This is a genomic window from Streptomyces tatrensis, assembly GCF_049310065.1.
Taxonomy (GTDB): Bacteria; Actinomycetota; Actinomycetes; order Streptomycetales; family Streptomycetaceae; genus Streptomyces.
In genome coordinates, this window is record NZ_JBMDLB010000011.1 from 1,905,434 (window position 1) to 1,921,696 (window position 16,263).

A 16,263-nucleotide genomic window follows, 5' to 3' on the forward strand; every position below is an offset into this window, starting at 1 on the left:
TCACTGCATGGGCCGGAGCTCGGCCTTGGGCTAGAGCTCGGCCGTGGGCTAGAGCTCGGCGTCGGGCGTGCGGCCGACCAGGATGACGACCGAGCGCGGACCGATCAGGTACTTGCCGGCGTTCTCCAGTTCGAGTTCGGCGCCGGGGGTGCGGATGTCGTGCGGGGCCTCGGCCCCGGTGTCCGCGAACAGGTGCCAGCTGCGGCCGCCCGGGAGGGCGGGCAGTTCCAGGTCGTGCGCTTCCCAGTGGGAGTTCATGGCCGCGTACACCACGTCGTCGTCACCGGTGCCGCAGCGGGCCACCGCCAGCAGCCGGCTCTCCGCCGACCAGTCGGGCTGCCAGGCCCGCTCCCCGTGCCAGCTGATGTCGGGCAGCCCGAGGCTGTCGCGGAGCTGTCCGGTGGGGTGGGAGGTGGAGCGCAGTTCGCGGTGGTGCTTGCGGAAGGCGATCATCTCCCGGGTGAACCGGAGCAGTTCGGAGTTCTCGTCGACCTGGCTCCAGTCGAACCAGGACAGTTCGTTGTCCTGGCAGTACGTGTTGTTGTTGCCCTGCTGGGTGCGCGCCACCTCGTCGCCGGACAGCAGCATCGGGATGCCCTGGCTGGTGAAGAGGATGGCCAGGGCGTTCTTCATCTGCCGCAGCCGCAGGCCGTTGACCTCGGGATCCTCGGTCGGCCCCTCGGCTCCGCAGTTCCAGCTGGCGTTGTCGTTGCCGCCGTCGTTGTTGCCCTCGCCGTTGGCCTCGTTGTGCTTGTCGTTGTACGCGACCAGGTCGGCCAGGCTGAAACCGTCGTGCGCGGTCAGGAAGTTGACCGATGCCGAGGTCCCGCGGCTGGAGTAGAGGTCGGGCGAGCCGGCGAGCCGGGTGGCGAGTTCCCCGGTGACCCCGGGGTCGCCCTTGAGGAAGCTGCGCACGGTGTCGCGGTACTTGCCGTTCCACTCCGCCCAGCGGCCGTACGCCGGGAAGTTGCCGACCTCGTAGAGGCCGCCGGCGTCCCAGGCCTCGGCGATGAGCTTGGTGTGCCGCAGCACCGGGTCGTAGGCGAGCAGTTCCAGGAGCGGCGGGTTGGGCAGCGGCGTGCCGTCCGGGGAGCGGCCGAGGATGGCCGCGAGGTCGAAGCGGAATCCGTCGATGTGGTAGTCGGCGACCCAGTGGCGCAGGCAGTCGAGGACGAAGTTGCGCACGACGGGGTGGTTGCAGTTGACGGTGTTGCCGGTGCCGCTGAAGTTGAAGTAGTACCCCTCGGGCGTGAGCATGTAGTACGTGGCGTTGTCGAGCCCCTTGAAGGAGATCGTGGGGCCGTGCTCGTTGCCCTCGGCCGTGTGGTTGAAGACGACGTCGAGGATGACCTCGATGCCGGCCGCGTGCAGGTCCTTGATCAGGGTGCGGAACTCGTCGCCCTGCATGCCGTAGCGTCCGGTGGCCGCGTAGCCCGCCTTGGGGGCGAAGAAGGAGACGGTGTTGTAGCCCCAGTAGTCGAAGAGCTGCTCGCCCGTCTCCGGGTTGGTGCGCGGGTTGTCGCTCTCGTCGAACTCGAACACCGGCAGCAGCTCGATGCAGTTGATCCCGAGCTCCTTCAGGTACGGGATCTTCTCCCGCAGCCCCGCGAAGGTGCCGGGGGCGGTGACCTGCGAGGAGGGGTGCCGGGTGAAGCCGCGCACGTGGGTCTCGTACACGACGAGGTCCTCGGCGGGGATGCCCAGCGGGGTGTCGTCGCCCCAGTCGAAGTCCTGCAGGCAGACGCGGGAGCGGTACTGGTAGCCGCGGCTGCGGTCCGGCTCCACGCCCCACACGTCGCGGCCGGCGATCAGCCGGGCGTACGGGTCGGAGAGCACCTGGCGGGCGTCGAAGCGGTGGCCGGTGACGGGGTCGTAGGGGCCGTCGGCCCGGTACCCGTACTCGATGTTCTCGTGGTCGAGGCCGAAGACCGTCATGGCGAAGACGCTGCCGGTGCGGAATTCCTGGGGGAACTCCAGCTCGGCCATCGGCTCGGGCTCTCCGCGCTTGTAGATGACCAGGGTCATGGAGGTGGCCTGGTCGGAGAAGACGGAGAAGCTGACCCCGCCGGGGACCACGTTGGCCCCGAAGGGGAACGGTTTGCCGGCGCGGACGCGGTACCCGCCCACCTCGTGGGTCGGGTACGCGTCGACACGCAGCACCTGTTCGGACGCCGGCTCGCTCATCGCGCGGCCTTGGCGGCCGTCTTGGCGGCGGCTTTGGCTGCGGCCGCCTCGGCCTCGCCGGTGGAGAAGAAGTCGAGGAAGCCGGTGGCCGACATGACGAACCGGACTTCCTCGCTCACCCCGTAGAGGGTGACGGCGACCCCGGCGTGCTGGGCCTCGCGGTAGACGACGAGCAGGGTGCGCAGCCCGGCGCTGGAGACGTAGCTGACGGCCGTCAGGTCGATGCGCAGCGGCCGGCCCTCGCGGACCAGCGGCAGCAGGCTCTGCAGCAGCGATCCGGAGGTCTCACTGTTGATCTCGCCGGTGGCGACGAGCACGGTGCCCGTCTTGTTGCGGCGTTCCTTCACGTTCAGGGTCATTGCTTTCCCCTCTGAGTGGGGCGCCCCCGTTGAGCGCTACTGGGCGGTCGGGCGCAGCCGGACCTTGACCTTGACCCGGCCCTGTACGTCGGGCAGCCGGACGGTGAGCGCGTCGGCGTCGAAGTCCGTGTACGGCTTCTCGTCGATCTCGACGGACGCGATCCGCACCGAGCCGGCGGGGAGCAGGTCGGGCGAGACGCGCAGCACGCGGTCGGGCAGGTTCGTCGGGTCGGGCTGGAAGTGGAAGTCCATCTCCCGGCCGTTGATGAGCAGGTTGTTGTAGACGGCGGACAGGTAGCAGAGCTCCGCCGAGTGGTACATGGACATCGAGTGGCTGCCCTTGAGCCGCTCGGTCCCGAGCAGGTACGGGGTCCCGCTCGCGAGCACGTTGAAGTAGACGGCGCCCTCGTCGTGGTCGAGGAAGAAGGTGTTGTAGAAGGCCTGGGCCTGCCGGGCCTCGCGCAGGTTCGCGTCGCCGCCGACGGTGCCGTTCAGGATGAGGTAGGCGAGGATCGCCTGCTCCTGCTGCCACCAGGCCTTGCGGTCGTGCCAGGCGAAACGATACGTCTCCTCGTCCCCGGACTTGACGCGCTCGACCACGTCGTACCAGCCGCCGCGCTGCACGTCGCTGCCGACGGCCGGCATGATCTCGCCGATCTTGCGGGCGAGCTCCTCGTAGGCCGGCTTGGCCTTCAGCGAGTTCATCCGCATCAGGTTCCAGGCGATCTTGAGGTTGTGGCCGACGACGGCGCGGTTCTGCTGCCAGCTGTGCGCGGTGTCGTGGGACCAGTCGCGGAAGAAGCGCTCCTGGACGAAGGGGCTGTTCTTGTAGTCCGGGAACTTGTCCGCGATCGTGTCGAAGGTGTACTCGAGGAAGTCCGCGTAGCGCTGCTCCCCGGTCGCCAGGTACAGGTTGATCAGGTACGCGGGCGCGTGGTCGCCGACCGAGTTCCAGTTCTTGCGCTCCGCGTTCTCCCCGAGGGACTCGTGGTCGGCGCTGAAGAGGATCGGGTCGATGTGCGAGTAGTAGCCGCCCTGCTCCGGGTCCTTGAAGAACTTGTCGAACAGCCGGATGGTGGCGTCCGCGTCGTTCTTGATCCGGATGTCGCCGGTGACCCGGTAGGTCTGGATCGGTCCGGCCAGCGCGTAGATCTGCTCGTACATCGGGATCGCGTCGTAGTCGTCGGAGAACTCCGAGGTGAACAGCTTGCGTTCGCTGTCCCCGTCGACGCTGATGCCGTGGTACCAGAAGACCACGTCCTCCTCGCTGTCCACGACGCGCATGTGCTTGCGCAGGTACTCGGTGCCGCGCTCGGCGACCTCCAGGTACTCGTCCTTGCCGGTCAGCAGGTAGGCCGAGGCCATGCCGTAGACCAGACGGGAGATCGTGTCGGTCTCCTGGACGTGGCTGGCGGTCTTGTCACCGCCGAGCCGGATCTCGGTGCGGTACTCGGTGAAGTCCACCGGCCCGTCGCCGAACTGCGCCCGCTTGTAGAAGTCGGCCAGCGATTCGATCTGCTTGATCCACCAGCTGGGCTCCTCGAAGCGGTAGTCCTCGGCCCCGCGGCCCAGGAACACCAGGCGCTTGGCCTCGAAGCGGCCGCCCTGCTCGGGGTAGTGCACCCCGTAGACGTAGAGGAACCGTCCCGGCGAGAGCATCTCGTCGATGTGCCCGGAGGCGTCGATGTACGGCTCGTCCAGGTTGCGGACCAGCTCGGCGCTGGGGTCCCCGGCCAGGGAGACGTCGAACTCGCGGCCGTCCGAGGTCTTCAGCCTCAGCAGCCGGGACCCGGAGTCGAAGCGGCCGACGTAGCCGGCGATCGTGTCGGAGAAGGAGAAGCTCACGGCGTCCGCCATGTCATACACCGTCCTTGTCGTGGTGACCGTGTTCGTCCTCGAATCCCTGGCCGACCTCGACGATCACCCCGTCGGGATCGCGGACCCACACGCTCCGCCACCCGCAGATGAAGTCGTCGAAGTCCAGTGGTCCCAGGGTCACTTCGGCCGCGTCGCCGAGCGTGGCCAGGAACGCGTCCACGCTGTCGGTCTGGAAGGCCAGGTGGCGCATCCGACCCGGCGCCGCCGGGCCGTCGTGCTGTGCCGTGTCGCCCGGCTCGGTGCCGGCCGCGAAGAGCTCCAGGTACACGTCCCCCTGGCGGAGGAAGATGATCTGTGCGTCTCCGAGGTCGACCACCCGGGCCCGGGCGAAGCCGAAGTACCGGGTGTAGAAGTCCTCGGTGGTCTTCTGGTCCGCGCAGTTCAGCCCCACGTGCGACCAGACCATCGGGGCCATCAGCCGGCGCCCTGACGGCTCTGGTCTCCCTGGGCCCGCGCACCGCGCCCGGCGGCGATCAGCTCGATGATCCGGCGGGCGAACAGGTGGTGGTGGGCCCCGGTGCGGCCGGTGACCAGGTCGCCGTCGACCACCACGTCCTCGTCCACGTACTCGCCGCCCATGTTGCGGACGTCGCCGATGAGGTTGTTGTGGCAGACGACCTTGCGGCCGCGGATCTTGTCCGGGATCGAGGCGGCCAGCCACATGCCGTGGCAGATGATCCCCTTGAGGACGGTCGGCTCCTCGAAGGCCCGGCGCAGCAGCTCCGTCGCCGGCGCCAGCACGTCCACGTCCTCGGTGTAGCGCAGCCGGTCGGCCACCATGCCCGAGGGCACGATGATCGCCGCGTACCGGCGCAGTTCCTCGTCGCTCAGCCCCTCCAGGGACTTGTCGGCGGTGAACGGCGCCCGGTACTCGTGCCCGGAGAAGGTGATGGAGTCGTTGCCCCACAGCCGGGTCAGGAAGTCGACCTCGGCGCCCTCCTCCGCGAACCGGCGGCCGTAGTAGAAGATCTCCGGCTCGTAGAAGTCGCTCTCGACCAGGACCGCGATCCGGGTTCCGCTCAGCGCACCTTCGCGCAGGACCACGTCAGGCACGGGACACTCCCTTCAGGAAGTCCGCCGCGCGCTCGGCGATCATCGCGATGGCGGTGTGGCAGTTGCCCGACGGGACGGCGGGCATCACGCTCGCGTCGACGACGCGCAGGTTCCGTACGCCGTGCACCCGCAGTTCGGGGTCGACGACGGAGAGGTCGTCGATGCCCATGCGGCAGGAGCCGGCCTGGTGGTGGTAGCTCTCCGACTTCTGCTTCACGAAGGTGCGCAGGTCCTCGTCGGACACGTAGCCCGGTCCGGGCTGGAGCTCCTGCTTGTACCAGGGCGAGAAGGCCGAGGTCGCGAAGAGTTCCCGGGCGGTCTTGACGCCCTGGACCATCCGCTCCAGGTCCCAGCGGTCGCCCAGGTAGTTCGGGTTGATCAGCGGGTGGGCCAGCGGATCGGCGCTCGCCAGCTTGATCCAGCCCCGCGAGACGGGACGGACGACACCGGGCAGGATGGACACCGTGTTCGGGTGGTCCTGGCCGACGATCACGTCGAACGGCACGTGCACGAAGGCGATCTGCAGGTCCGGCGCCGGCAGCCCCGGCCGGGACGAGAGGAACAGCGCGCTCTCCGACAAGTTCTGCGCGGGCGGCGGCAGTTCCTGGGTGACCTCGGCCATCAGTCCGGTCAGTACGTGGTTGTGGAAGTTCTCCCCCACCCCGGGCAGCGCCGCGACGGTGGCGATGCCGTGCTCGCGCAGCTGCTCGGGGTGCCCGATCCCGGAGAGCAGCAGCAGCTTCGGCGATTCGATCGCCCCGGCGGCCACGATCACCTCCCGGCGGGCCCGTACGGTGTGCAGCCCGGGCTCGGAGGCCTCACTGTGGCCGTCGCGCACGGTCCGCCCGGGGACGTCGCTGTCCGAAAGCGTGGCCGGGGCCCGGAGCTGGACGTACTCCACGCCCGTGCAGGTGTCCCCGTCGAAGAGCAGCCGGGTGCTCTGCGCACTGGTGCGCAGGGTCAGGTTGGAGCGGTCGAGGGCCGGCTCCAGGTAGGCGGCGAGGACGCCCTGGCGGCGGCCGTCGGCCACGTCGATGTGGTGCCAGCCGGTGCCGAAGAGTCCGCGCCGCGGCCCGTCGGTGTTGAAGTCGGCGATCTCCTCGTGCCCGAGCTCGACGGCGGCGTCGATGAAGGCGCGGGAGACCGGGTTGGGGCCGTGCCGCCCGGCGTGGGTGATCCGCTGCGGCCCGCGGGTGCCGGTGGTCGGCGCGGTGGCGTCCTCCTGGCCCTCCAGCAGCGAGAAGTAGGGCAGTACGTCCTCGTGCGCCCAGCCGGCCGCGCCCTGGTAGGCCCAGTTGTCGAAGTCCGAGGCGTGGCCCCGGATGTGCATCATGATGTAGAGGTTGCTGCTGCCGCCGGGGGCCTTGCCGCGCGGTTCGTACGTGCGGCGGCCGTCCAGGCCGGGCTGCGGGACGCTGGTGTAACCCCAGTCGACGGGCCCGCCGAGCAGCTTGTACCAGGAGGACGGATCGTCCACCTCGGGAGGGATGCGGCCCGCTCCCGCCTCCAGGACCAGGACGGTGACGTCCGGGTCCTCGGAGAGGCGGTTCGCGAGGACGCTGCCGGCGGTGCCGGATCCCACGACGATGTAGTCGTACTCATCCACGGCCATCGCGCGCCCCCTCAGCCCTGGCCGAGCACCTGGAAGGGAACCGTGTCGTGGTGGTTCGCCATGTAGGCGATCTTCCCGTCCACGATCCGGAAGAAGTTCATGACCTGGGCCTCGATCTCCTCCCCGGAGGGGGTGACCGCGGTCAGGTGGGAGACGGCCGCGGCCTTCTCACCGTCGACGAGGAAGTGCACGGGCTCGTTGCGGAAGACCCGGTACATCGTCCCCATGCCCTTCATCATCGACCGGAGCAGCTCCAGGCCCTCGATGTGGCCGGCGAGCTGTTCGTCCATGACCTGGTCCTCGGCGAACAGGTCGCACCAGCTGTCCCAGTCACCGGCGTTGGCGTACTCGTAGTACTTCTGCAAGATCTGCCGCGCGTCCATGGCGCTCATCCCCCCTACTGGTCCCTGCGGGTTCCGTCCGGCGCGAAGGGCGCCCAGAACTGGCTGAAGGCGGTGGCCGTGTCGCCGAAGAGACCGTCGTGGCCCTCGACGATCCGGCCGTCCTGCCAGCGCATGAAGTGGAAGACCGGGTAGTCCATCCGCTCGTACGGGGAGCCGCTCGACGCGTCGGCGCCGCCGCGCACGGCGACGTTGCGGCAGACGTCCGCACTGCAGTCCTCGCCGACGAGGACCGCTTCGATGTCCATGCGGAAGGTGCCGCCCGTGAGCTTGTGGGTCTGGCCCATCAGCTCCAGGAAGGCGTCCAGGCTCTCGTACCAGCCGGCGAGCGGGTGGTTGCCGGGGACCTGCCAGCGCAGGTCCTCCGCGTAGTACTCCAGGATCCTGGCCCGGTCGCCGGAGCCGAGGGCCCGGTACGCCGCCTCGACCCGCTCCCGTGTCACTTCGGTCATCGTCGCTTCTCCTTCGGCGTTCAGAGGGAGGCAGAACCGGGCATGGGCGCCAGTTCGTTGACGGTGTACTGCCGGATCAGCGGCCCGTCGGGGCCGGCGACCACGGTCCAGGTCTGGTCGGCGTCGAAGCCCAGCCACACGCTGCGGGCGGCCGGCGGGTCCCAGATCTTGGCCTGCCAGTTGACGAGGACCCGGACGATCGCCCGGTCCCCCTCGATGACGGGCTCCACCTTCGTGACCGTGTGCACCTCGTCGAAGAAGCGGTTCGTGACCGCCTCGTACCAGCGGCCGAAGCCCTGGTGGCCGACGAAGGTGTCCTCCGGGACCTTGAACTCCAGGTCCTCGGTGATCAGGGCCAGCACCTGGTCCGGCTGGACGTGCTGGTCCAGGGCCACGTACCACTTCTCGGCGAAGGCGCGGATCGCGTCCTCGGTCAGCCGCTCGGCGGGCATGCGGTCTCCTCCTGTCTGGCGTGGGTGTCTGGTCCGGAGTGACGTGTCCGGAGTGACGCGTCCGGGACGGACGTCAGATCTGTACGTCCACCAGGAACGGTCCGGGGTGGGCGAGCATCCGGCCCACGGCGGCGATCGCCTCGTCGGGCTTCTCCACCCGCATCCCGCCCGCCCCGAGCGACCGGGCCAGGGCGGCGAAGTCGATCTCGGGGTGCGAGAGGTCGAAGGAGCCCGGGAAGCCGTGCTGCGGGATGTCCCGCTCCCGCCAGTACTGGGCGATGTTGTCGTCCAGCAGCCGGTACTTGCGGTTGTTGCAGACCACGAACTTGGCCTCGATGCCGTGCCGGGCCGCGGTCCACAGCGCCTGGTAGGTGTACATCGAGCCGCCGTCGCCGGCGAAGCCGACGACGAGCCGCTCCGGGCGGGCCAGCTTGACGCCGACCGCGCCCGGGAAGCCCACGCCCAGCGATCCGCCCCGGGTGAGGTGGTAGTCGCCCGGCCGCTCCGGCGGCAGGTACCGGGTGACCAGCGGGGAGGTGGTCAGCGCCTCGTCGAAGACGATCAGGTCCCCGCCCGTGCGCTCGGCCAGGGTCCGCAGGAAGACCGCCATCGGCGACCCGGCTGCCTCTTCGGAGGCCTTGGCCTCCCGCTCCGCCTGGCCCGCCCGCACCCGCTCCCGGGTCCGCGCGTCCAGCCGCCCGGCCGCCGCCGCCCGCTGCGCGGGGGTGAGCACGTGTTCCAGTACGCCGGCCAGTGCGCGCAGCGCCTGCCGGGGATCGGCGGCGAGCCCGAGGTCCACCGGGTGGTTCTTGGCGATCTCGTAGGCGTTCAGGTCGATGTGCACGACCCTCGCGCCGGCCCGGAAGGGGCTCTCCAGCTCCGGGAACACCTCGGGGAAGACGTAGGTGCCGACGATCAGCACCCCGTCCGCCTGCCCGATCAGCTCCTTGCTGTGCGGGCCGAACATGTGGCCCGTCTGACCGCGGCGCAGCGGGTGCGAGGCCGCGATGTTCACCTCGGAGGAGTCGACCTCGTAGACGTCGGCGCCGAGCAGCTCGGCGACGGCGACGAGTTCGCTCTGCGCCCCGGAGAGCGAGACCCCGTCCCCGACCAGGACGACCGGCCGCTCGGCGGAGGCCAGCAGCTCGGCCGCCCGCCCCACCGAGGCGGCCGAAGGGGCCACGTCCGTGAGCGGCACCGTGGCGGGCAGGACGAGCTCGGAGTTGAGCTCGTCCAGCACGTCCATCGGCAGCGCCACGAACACCGGGCCGCGCGGCGGGGTCAGGGCGATCTTCACCGCCCGGCGGATGGTGCGCAGCACGGAGTGCCGGTCGGTGACCCGGGTCGCGTACTTGGTCACCGGCTTCGCCATCGCCACCAGGTCGGACGCCATCTGCGCGTCCATGGCGTCGTAGCGCACCCCGGCGTCGCCGGCGACCACCACGAGCGGGGTGTGGCCGCGCAGCGACTGGTAGAGCATGCCGATGCCGTTGCCCAGCCCCACCCCGGAGTGGAGCTGGAGCAGCGCCGCCCCGCCGGTGGCCCGGGCGTAGCCGTCGGCGATGCCGGCGGCCACGGTCTCCTGGAGGGCGAGGACGTAGTGGAAGTCCTCCGCCGCGTCGACCGCGTCGAGGAATCCCTGTTCCACCGTCCCCGGATTTCCGAACATGACGTTCAGGCCGTCGGCCTTGAACTGCTCGATCAGCCTTTCCCGTCCGGGAGTGGCTCCAGAACCCATCGAACTCCCCCTCCTTTTCGCACCGTCGTACCGGAGTTACCGGAATTACCAGCCGTACCGGGTGAGGCCGTTCTCCAGGACTTCCACGATCTTCTGCCCCGTGAGATACGAGTCGGGGGTCGAACGACCGGTCACGAACGGGAAGTCGACGATCACCGAAAGGGGGTGGCCGAAGTTCCCGTGGTACGCGCCGCGCGGCCCGGTCGCATCGCGCAGGATGTACTCCAGCGGATACGGCGGCGGCCCCATGTTGAAATCGGTGCCGAGGAATCCGGTGCCGTCCTTGTAGTCGTACTCCTTGCAGTGGCCGGTCACGTGCTTGCCCCAGATGATGCTGCGGCGGTCGCCCCAGTCCCGGGCGAAGGCCAGGCAGGCGACGCCGTAGCACTCGGCCGCCACGACCTTGCCCGCGTTCTTGAAGGCGAGGATCAGGGCGTGCACGCGCTCGTTGTTGGCGAGGTCCACGATCGGACCGCTGCCGCCCACGATGAGCACGGCGTCGAAACCGGCGATGTCGGCCTGGAGCTTGTCCAGATCGCGGTGGTACTGCTCCAGCTTGGGCAGATAGGCCGAGTCGCTCGTGTACGGGCGCTCGGGGGCCCACGCTTCGATGTCGAGGGGGGAGTCGAGCCGGCTCGACTGCTCGAACTCCCGGCCCAGCCGGGCGTTCTCCTCGGTGGTGACCGAGCGTCCCAGCGGAGGATCGATGTAGTTCGCGTCGAGGCTCGGCGGGAGAGCGTGGGCACGCTTTCCGGTCGGCGTGGCGAATACGACTTCATAGCCCTGCTCGTCGAACTGCGATACGGGGCCGATCAGTTCCTCGGCCCAGTAACCGTGTTCGGAGACAATGACCAGAATCTTTCTGCTCACGGATTCCTCCAGGCGCCGCCTGTTGTCGTTGGCGTCCCCCACACTGGCCGCGCCCGGGGTTCCCGTCAAAGCGCTGGTGTGCGACTTCGTGAGGTAGTCGCCCAGGTCGTGGGGGCACCTCAGGAAGTCGTCCGGCGAGGTCATGAAGTACCTTCCGGACTACCTGACTTCGTCCGAATCCCTGAACCGCTGCCGGGGCCCCGCCTTATGGTCTGGACGCGCCGGAATCACGGGCGCGCTGCAATCACGGGCGCGAAGCGCGAGAGCGCAATCGTGCGAGAGAGGGACGGGGACGATGACGATGGACCTGTTGTGCACCCACATCGAGTCGATACGTCCGGTGAAACCCGGCGCCGAGGGCTGCGAGGAGTGCCTCGTCTCCGGTGACACCTGGGTGCACCTGCGGATGTGCCTGAGCTGCGGGCACGTCGGCTGCTGCGACTCCTCGAAGAACCGTCACGCCACCCGGCACTACGGGACCACCGCGCACCCCATCGCGGCCTCCCGCGAGCCCGGCGAGGACTGGGCCTGGTGCTACGCCGACAAGCTGATGCTGGACCCGGCGTGAGCGCGGCCCCGGAGAGCGCCGCGGCCGCGGGCGGCGCGCCCGCGAGCAGCGCGCCCACGGCCGGCGCGTCCACGAGCTCCGCCCCCACCAGCACCGCCACCGCGACCGCCGAAGCCGCGGCGCGCGCGGAGAACCGCAAGCCCGTCATCCTGGCCGTGGACGACGACCCGCAGGTGCTGCGCGCCGTCCGCCGCGACCTGCGCAGCGCGTACGGCGACCGCTACCGGGTGCTCGGCGCCTCCTCGGCCGCCGACGCCCTCAAGATCCTGGACTCCCTCGACGAGCGCGGCCACGACCCGGCGCTCTTCCTCGTCGACCAGCGGATGCCGGACGTCACCGGGGTGGAGTTCCTGCTGGAGGCCGTCAGCCGCTTCCCCGACGCCCGCCGCGTGCTCCTCACCGCGTACGCCGAGACGGACGCGGCGATCACCGCCATCAACCGGGTCCGCCTGGACTACTACCTGCTCAAGCCCTGGGACCCCCCGCACGAGCGGCTCTTCCCGGTCCTGGACGACCTCCTGTCCGACTGGCTCGCCACCTACCGCCCAGCGTACGACGGGATCATCGTCGCGGGGCACCTGGTCTCCCCCGGCACCCACGCCGTCCGGGACTTCTTCACCCGCAACGGCCAGCCCTTCCGCTTCCTCAACGTCGAGCGGGATCCCGAGGCGCTGACCGTGATCGCCGCCGCCCAGCCCGACGCCGCGCTGCCCCTGGTCCGCTTCCCGGACGGGTCGGTGCTCTCCGCGCCGACGGACACGCAGCTCGCCCAGCGCCTGGGGCTGGCCACCACCGCCTCGCGCCCGCACTACGAGTGCGTCATCGTCGGCGCGGGCCCGGCGGGCCTCGCGGCAGGCGTCTACTCGGCCTCCGAGGGCCTCTCCACCCTGATGCTGGACTCCCGCGCCCCGGGCGGCCAGGCCGGCACCTCCAGCCTGATCGAGAACTACCTCGGCTTCCCCTCGGGCCTCTCCGGTGGCGACCTGACCCGCCGCGCCACCATCCAGGCCTCCCGCTTCGGGGCCGAGATCCTGCACCCGGTGGAGGTCACCTCGCTGACCCGTGACGACCCGGCGAAGATCCTGACCCTGGCGGACGGTACGGAGATCAGCGCCGAGACGGTGCTCCTGGCCACCGGGGTCTCGTACAACCGCCTGGACGCCCCCGGCGCCGACCGCTTCGAGGGCGCCGGGCTCTACTACGGCGCGGCCACCACCGAGAGCTCGGCGTGCATCTCGCAGCACGTGTTCATCGTGGGCGGGGCCAACTCGGCCGGCCAGGCCGCCGTGCACTTCGCCAAGTACGCCGCCCGGGTCACCATCCTGGTCCGCGCGGCCTCCCTCGACGACAGCATGTCCCGCTACCTGATCGACGAAATCGAGCGCACCCCCAACATCGAGGTGCGGGTCCGCACGACGGTCGTCAGCCTGCACGGCGAGGACCACCTCGAACGCCTGACGCTGCACGACTCCGAGACCGGCGAGGACAAGGAGATCCCGGCCCGCTTCATGTTCACCTTCATCGGCGCCCGCCCGCACACGGGGTGGCTGGCCGGGGTGGTCGAGCGGGACGAGTACGGCTTCGTCCTGACCGGCTCGGACCTGATCTCCAACGGCGGCGAACTCCCCGAGGAGTGGAGCCTGGAGCGCGCCCCGTACCCGCTGGAGACCAGCGTCCCCGGGGTCTTCGCGGCGGGGGACGTACGGGCCCACTCGGTCAAACGGGTCGCCTCGGGCGTGGGCGAGGGAGCCATGGCGGTCTCCCTGATCCACCGCTACCGCTCGATGGGCTGAGAGCGAACACGGAGCCGGCCCACTTGCGATCAAGGAGCGGCCGGACGCACCGTTGATTACATGATTACAACCGAGCGGAACGAAGAGCTCCGCACCTGGTTCGCCGAGCACCTGCCGGTGGACGTCTACACCTCGCTCCTCTCGGTCACGGTCGACCGGGAGGAGATCACCGTCGTCGGCGCGATCCCCGAGAACGAATCGGTCGCCGCCTTCCGCGAGCGCACCCGCGAGCAGCGCATGGAAGTCGCCCGGGACGCGGAGGAGCTCTACCGCCGCAAGGTGTCCTGGGCCGCCCGGTCGGGCGAGGAGCTGACCCTCTTCACCCACCTCGCGGTCCCCGTCATGACCCGCCTGCGCCAGCCCGAGCGCCAGGTCCTCGACACCCTGGTCGCGGGCGGCGTCGCCCGCAGCCGCGCCGACGCCCTGGCCTGGTGCGTGCGCCTGGTCGGACGCAACACCGACACCTGGCTGACGGACCTGCGCGAGTCCCTGGACCGGGTCCAGCAGGTCCGCGCCGAGGGTCCGGACCTCGCCGACTCCCAGAAGTCCGGGTCATAACGGCGAAAGATCCCCCGGCGCCCGCAAGATCGCGCAAGCCTGACACGGACCACCGGCGATCAACGCCCGACCCCAGGGAGAGGCCCGCACCATGACCACCACCGTCGAATACATCCGCTACCGGATCGCATTGGACGACCAGCCGGCTTTCGAAGACGCGTACGTCAGGGCCTCCGAGGCCCTGGCCGCCACGCCGGAGTGCATCGACTACGAACTCGCCCGCTGTGAGGAAGAGCCCGAGCGCTACATCCTCCGCATTCGCTGGACCTCGATCGACGCCCACCTGAACGGATTCCGCAAGGGCGAGCACTTCCCCGCGTTCTTCACCGCGATCCGCCCGTACGTCACGGCCATCGAGGAAATGCAGCATTACCTCGTCACGAAGGTGGCCGGCCCCGGAAAGGCTTCCACCCCGTCATGAGCACCACTCCCGACACCACGCCCGGAACCACTCCCACCATCTACGCATGGATGGGCGGCGCGGAGGCGATGAACCGCCTCACGGACGTCTTCTACGCCCGAGCCCTGCAGGACGAGATCCTGGCCCCGGTCTTCGCGGGCATGGACTCTGAGCACCCCCAGCACGTCGCGGTCTGGCTGGCGGAGGTCTTCGGCGGCCCGAAGCAGTACACCGCGTCCCACGGAGGCCACCAGCACATGGCCACCAAACACCTGGGCCGCGGCATCACCGAACAGCAGCGCCGCCGCTGGGTGGACCTCCTGACGGACACGGCCGACGAAGTGGGCCTCCCCACGGACCCGGAGTTCCGCGCGGTCTTCGCGTACTACATCGAATGGGGCACCCGCATGGCCCTGATCTACTCGGGCCCCAACCCACCCCCGGTCGACGCGGCCGACATCCCGGTCTGGTCCTGGGGCCAAACCCCACCCTGGATCCCGAAGTCCTGACCCACCAGCCCCCGGCGGAGCCCCTGGGCTCCGCCGGGGACAGCTCCAGCCCCGCTGGGGCAAATCCAGCCTCGCCGGCGCTTGAGGCGCGGGGTCCGGGGCGGAGCCCCGAATCCTTCAGCCCCGCCGCGCCATCCGGCCCCGCCGGGGCAAAATCAGCCCCGCCGGCGTTTGAGGCGCGGGGTCCGGGGCGGCGCCCCGGCAGCCGGCCCCGGGCCGGACTCGGCGAGCAGCACCGTCAGTCCGGGCCCCGCACCCTCGTCCTCGGACTCGGCCCGCCAGAAATCGACGGCCTCCTCCAGGATCTCGCTCAACGTCTCCCAGTCCGCAGGCCGAGCCTCCGCATACGCCCGCCAGGCGGTCACCACGAACAGCCGCCCCGGCGCAGCCGGCAACCACGACAGATCCCTCAGCGCATCGGCCAGCGCGTCCCAGTTCCCCCCGAAGTACTCGGGAACCTCCAGCGCGAGCCCCACGCGCCGCATCAGCTCCGCTTTGCTCCGTACGCCGTCCAGATCCAGCCGTACGGTCGCCCAGCCGGCGGCCTCGGCCGCTTCGAGCGCGGGGGCCAGGGGCTGCGGGTCCAAGGTCATCGGAGAACCGCCTTGAAGGTCTCGTAGTGGTCGTCCGTGTAGAAGAACTCCCCGCCCCCACCGGTCACGATCCGCCGGGCCCCACGGTCCCGCTCACCGGGCGTCTTCACGGTGAACTCGTGGTAGTAGCCGCGCTTCTTCTGCGGCAGGACCTTCTCGAAATTACCGAAGACGGTCCCGTCCTGCCGGTACTGGTACGGCCCGCCCTTGTCGATCAGCGTGAGCACGTCCCGGGCCTGCTGCGGCAATGCCGGGGCCCGTACCGTCGCCATCCCCTTCGCCCATCCGGGCGTCGGCACAGCGGAACTCGCCGCCCCGCTCGGGGCAACGTCAACGCCGGAGCCGGCGCTCGCGCTCGTACTGGTGGCCGCGGCAGGCGCGGGTTTCTTCCCGCTGCAGCCCGCCGCACCGACCAGCGCCGCGCAGAGGAACACAGCCCCCAGCACACGCAGCAACGATCGGGGCACGTTCCGAAAGATCATGCACCGATCGTGCCAAATATCCGATTCGCCCGCGAATCGCGCGGTGGCTTCAGAGGGCGGCCATCTTGGTATACGGGCTCAGGATGCGCTTGCGGACCTCAGGCCCGAATTCAACGAGGACAGCAATCCCCTCCTCAACGGCGACGACACGGCCGAGGCCGTGCTCATCGTGAGTAACCCGGTCGCCGACGCTGAAGTGCCGGAGCGGCGCTTCCACGGGGGCCTTGAACGGGCTGGACGGCAGGTGGCGGCGAGGTACTGCGGACTTTGTCATTGCACCCAGTATGCGCCCAGCAGGCCGTCCAACGGTCCGCCGTTCGGATCTCAATTACGGCACCATCCGCATCGGCGAACCTCACGC

19 protein-coding genes are annotated in these 16,263 nt (G+C 69.9%); 5 read left to right on the forward strand and 14 right to left on the reverse strand.

Annotation, left to right across the window (positions count from 1 at the left end; all coding sequences use genetic code 11):
* Positions 1-48: 48 nt before the first annotated feature.
* From glgX to ACODT5_RS24350, 11 genes are all read right to left on the reverse strand, one after another.
* Entirely contained in the window at positions 49-2,184 is a 2,136-nt protein-coding gene (gene glgX, locus ACODT5_RS24300; RefSeq protein WP_422521399.1) for a glycogen debranching protein GlgX, read from the reverse strand.
* Positions 2,181-2,543: an STAS domain-containing protein gene (locus tag ACODT5_RS24305; RefSeq protein ID WP_422521400.1), complete on the reverse strand. Its 363-nt coding sequence runs from the start codon at positions 2,541-2,543 to the stop codon at positions 2,181-2,183. Before ACODT5_RS24305 ends, glgX begins: the two co-directional genes overlap by 4 nt.
* Positions 2,544-2,579: 36 nt before the next feature.
* Positions 2,580-4,400 (reverse strand): AGE family epimerase/isomerase, encoded by a 1,821-nt coding sequence (locus ACODT5_RS24310; RefSeq protein WP_422521401.1) that lies wholly within the window; start codon positions 4,398-4,400, stop codon positions 2,580-2,582.
* Between the two features lies 1 nt (position 4,401).
* A complete protein-coding gene (locus tag ACODT5_RS24315; protein WP_422521402.1) occupies positions 4,402-4,836 on the reverse strand; it encodes a VOC family protein in 435 nt (144 codons plus the stop codon).
* Complete coding sequence (locus ACODT5_RS24320) at positions 4,836-5,474, reverse strand: DJ-1/PfpI family protein (protein ID WP_422521403.1); 639 nt, start codon at positions 5,472-5,474, stop codon at positions 4,836-4,838. Before ACODT5_RS24320 ends, ACODT5_RS24315 begins: the two co-directional genes overlap by 1 nt.
* Complete coding sequence (locus ACODT5_RS24325; RefSeq protein WP_422521404.1) at positions 5,467-7,086, reverse strand: GMC family oxidoreductase; 1,620 nt, start codon at positions 7,084-7,086, stop codon at positions 5,467-5,469. Before ACODT5_RS24325 ends, ACODT5_RS24320 begins: the two co-directional genes overlap by 8 nt.
* 11 nt (positions 7,087-7,097) lie before the next feature.
* Positions 7,098-7,478, reverse strand: coding sequence for a nuclear transport factor 2 family protein (locus tag ACODT5_RS24330; protein WP_422521405.1), 381 nt, complete (start codon positions 7,476-7,478; stop codon positions 7,098-7,100).
* Positions 7,479-7,483: 5 nt separating this feature from the next.
* On the reverse strand, positions 7,484-7,939 hold the full coding sequence (locus tag ACODT5_RS24335; RefSeq protein WP_422521406.1) for a nuclear transport factor 2 family protein: 456 nt from the start codon (positions 7,937-7,939) through the stop codon (positions 7,484-7,486).
* Between the two features lie 20 nt (positions 7,940-7,959).
* Positions 7,960-8,391 carry a nuclear transport factor 2 family protein gene (locus tag ACODT5_RS24340; RefSeq protein ID WP_422521407.1) on the reverse strand — a complete coding sequence of 144 codons (432 nt, stop codon included), beginning with the start codon at positions 8,389-8,391 and terminating at the stop codon, positions 7,960-7,962.
* 73 nt (positions 8,392-8,464) lie between these two features.
* A complete protein-coding gene (locus ACODT5_RS24345) occupies positions 8,465-10,129 on the reverse strand; it encodes a thiamine pyrophosphate-binding protein (protein ID WP_422521408.1) in 1,665 nt (554 codons plus the stop codon).
* Between the two features lie 45 nt (positions 10,130-10,174).
* The gene (locus ACODT5_RS24350; RefSeq protein ID WP_274547903.1) at positions 10,175-10,999 is read right to left on the reverse strand and encodes a type 1 glutamine amidotransferase domain-containing protein; all 825 of its coding nucleotides are present in this window, start codon (positions 10,997-10,999) and stop codon (positions 10,175-10,177) included.
* Positions 11,000-11,294: 295 nt separating this feature from the next.
* On the opposite strand from ACODT5_RS24350, the gene ACODT5_RS24355 reads away from it, so the two are divergent.
* The 5 genes from ACODT5_RS24355 to ACODT5_RS24375 all read left to right on the forward strand — a co-directional run bounded on the left by ACODT5_RS24355 (position 11,295) and on the right by ACODT5_RS24375 (position 14,827).
* Positions 11,295-11,567 carry a UBP-type zinc finger domain-containing protein gene (locus ACODT5_RS24355; RefSeq protein ID WP_422521409.1) on the forward strand — a complete coding sequence of 91 codons (273 nt, stop codon included), beginning with the start codon at positions 11,295-11,297 and terminating at the stop codon, positions 11,565-11,567.
* Positions 11,568-11,716: 149 nt separating this feature from the next.
* Positions 11,717-13,360 carry an FAD-dependent oxidoreductase gene (locus ACODT5_RS24360; protein ID WP_422525015.1) on the forward strand — a complete coding sequence of 548 codons (1,644 nt, stop codon included), beginning with the start codon at positions 11,717-11,719 and terminating at the stop codon, positions 13,358-13,360.
* A gap of 60 nt (positions 13,361-13,420) precedes the next feature.
* Positions 13,421-13,918, forward strand: coding sequence for a hypothetical protein (locus tag ACODT5_RS24365; protein WP_422521410.1), 498 nt, complete (start codon positions 13,421-13,423; stop codon positions 13,916-13,918).
* A gap of 91 nt (positions 13,919-14,009) precedes the next feature.
* Entirely contained in the window at positions 14,010-14,339 is a 330-nt protein-coding gene (locus ACODT5_RS24370) for a putative quinol monooxygenase (protein ID WP_422521411.1), read from the forward strand.
* Positions 14,336-14,827 carry a group II truncated hemoglobin gene (locus ACODT5_RS24375; protein ID WP_422521412.1) on the forward strand — a complete coding sequence of 164 codons (492 nt, stop codon included), beginning with the start codon at positions 14,336-14,338 and terminating at the stop codon, positions 14,825-14,827. Before ACODT5_RS24370 ends, ACODT5_RS24375 begins: the two co-directional genes overlap by 4 nt.
* A gap of 155 nt (positions 14,828-14,982) precedes the next feature.
* Here ACODT5_RS24375 and ACODT5_RS24380 read toward each other — a convergent pair whose 3' ends face one another.
* The 3 genes from ACODT5_RS24380 to ACODT5_RS24390 form a co-directional block, all read right to left on the reverse strand.
* Positions 14,983-15,420 (reverse strand): barstar family protein, encoded by a 438-nt coding sequence (locus ACODT5_RS24380; RefSeq protein ID WP_422521413.1) that lies wholly within the window; start codon positions 15,418-15,420, stop codon positions 14,983-14,985.
* On the reverse strand, positions 15,417-15,692 hold the full coding sequence (locus ACODT5_RS24385; RefSeq protein WP_422521414.1) for a guanyl-specific ribonuclease: 276 nt from the start codon (positions 15,690-15,692) through the stop codon (positions 15,417-15,419). Before ACODT5_RS24385 ends, ACODT5_RS24380 begins: the two co-directional genes overlap by 4 nt.
* A gap of 259 nt (positions 15,693-15,951) precedes the next feature.
* Positions 15,952-16,176, reverse strand: a complete 225-nt coding sequence (locus ACODT5_RS24390) for a hypothetical protein (RefSeq protein WP_112452447.1) — start codon at positions 16,174-16,176, stop codon at positions 15,952-15,954.
* Positions 16,177-16,263 lie beyond the last annotated feature (87 nt).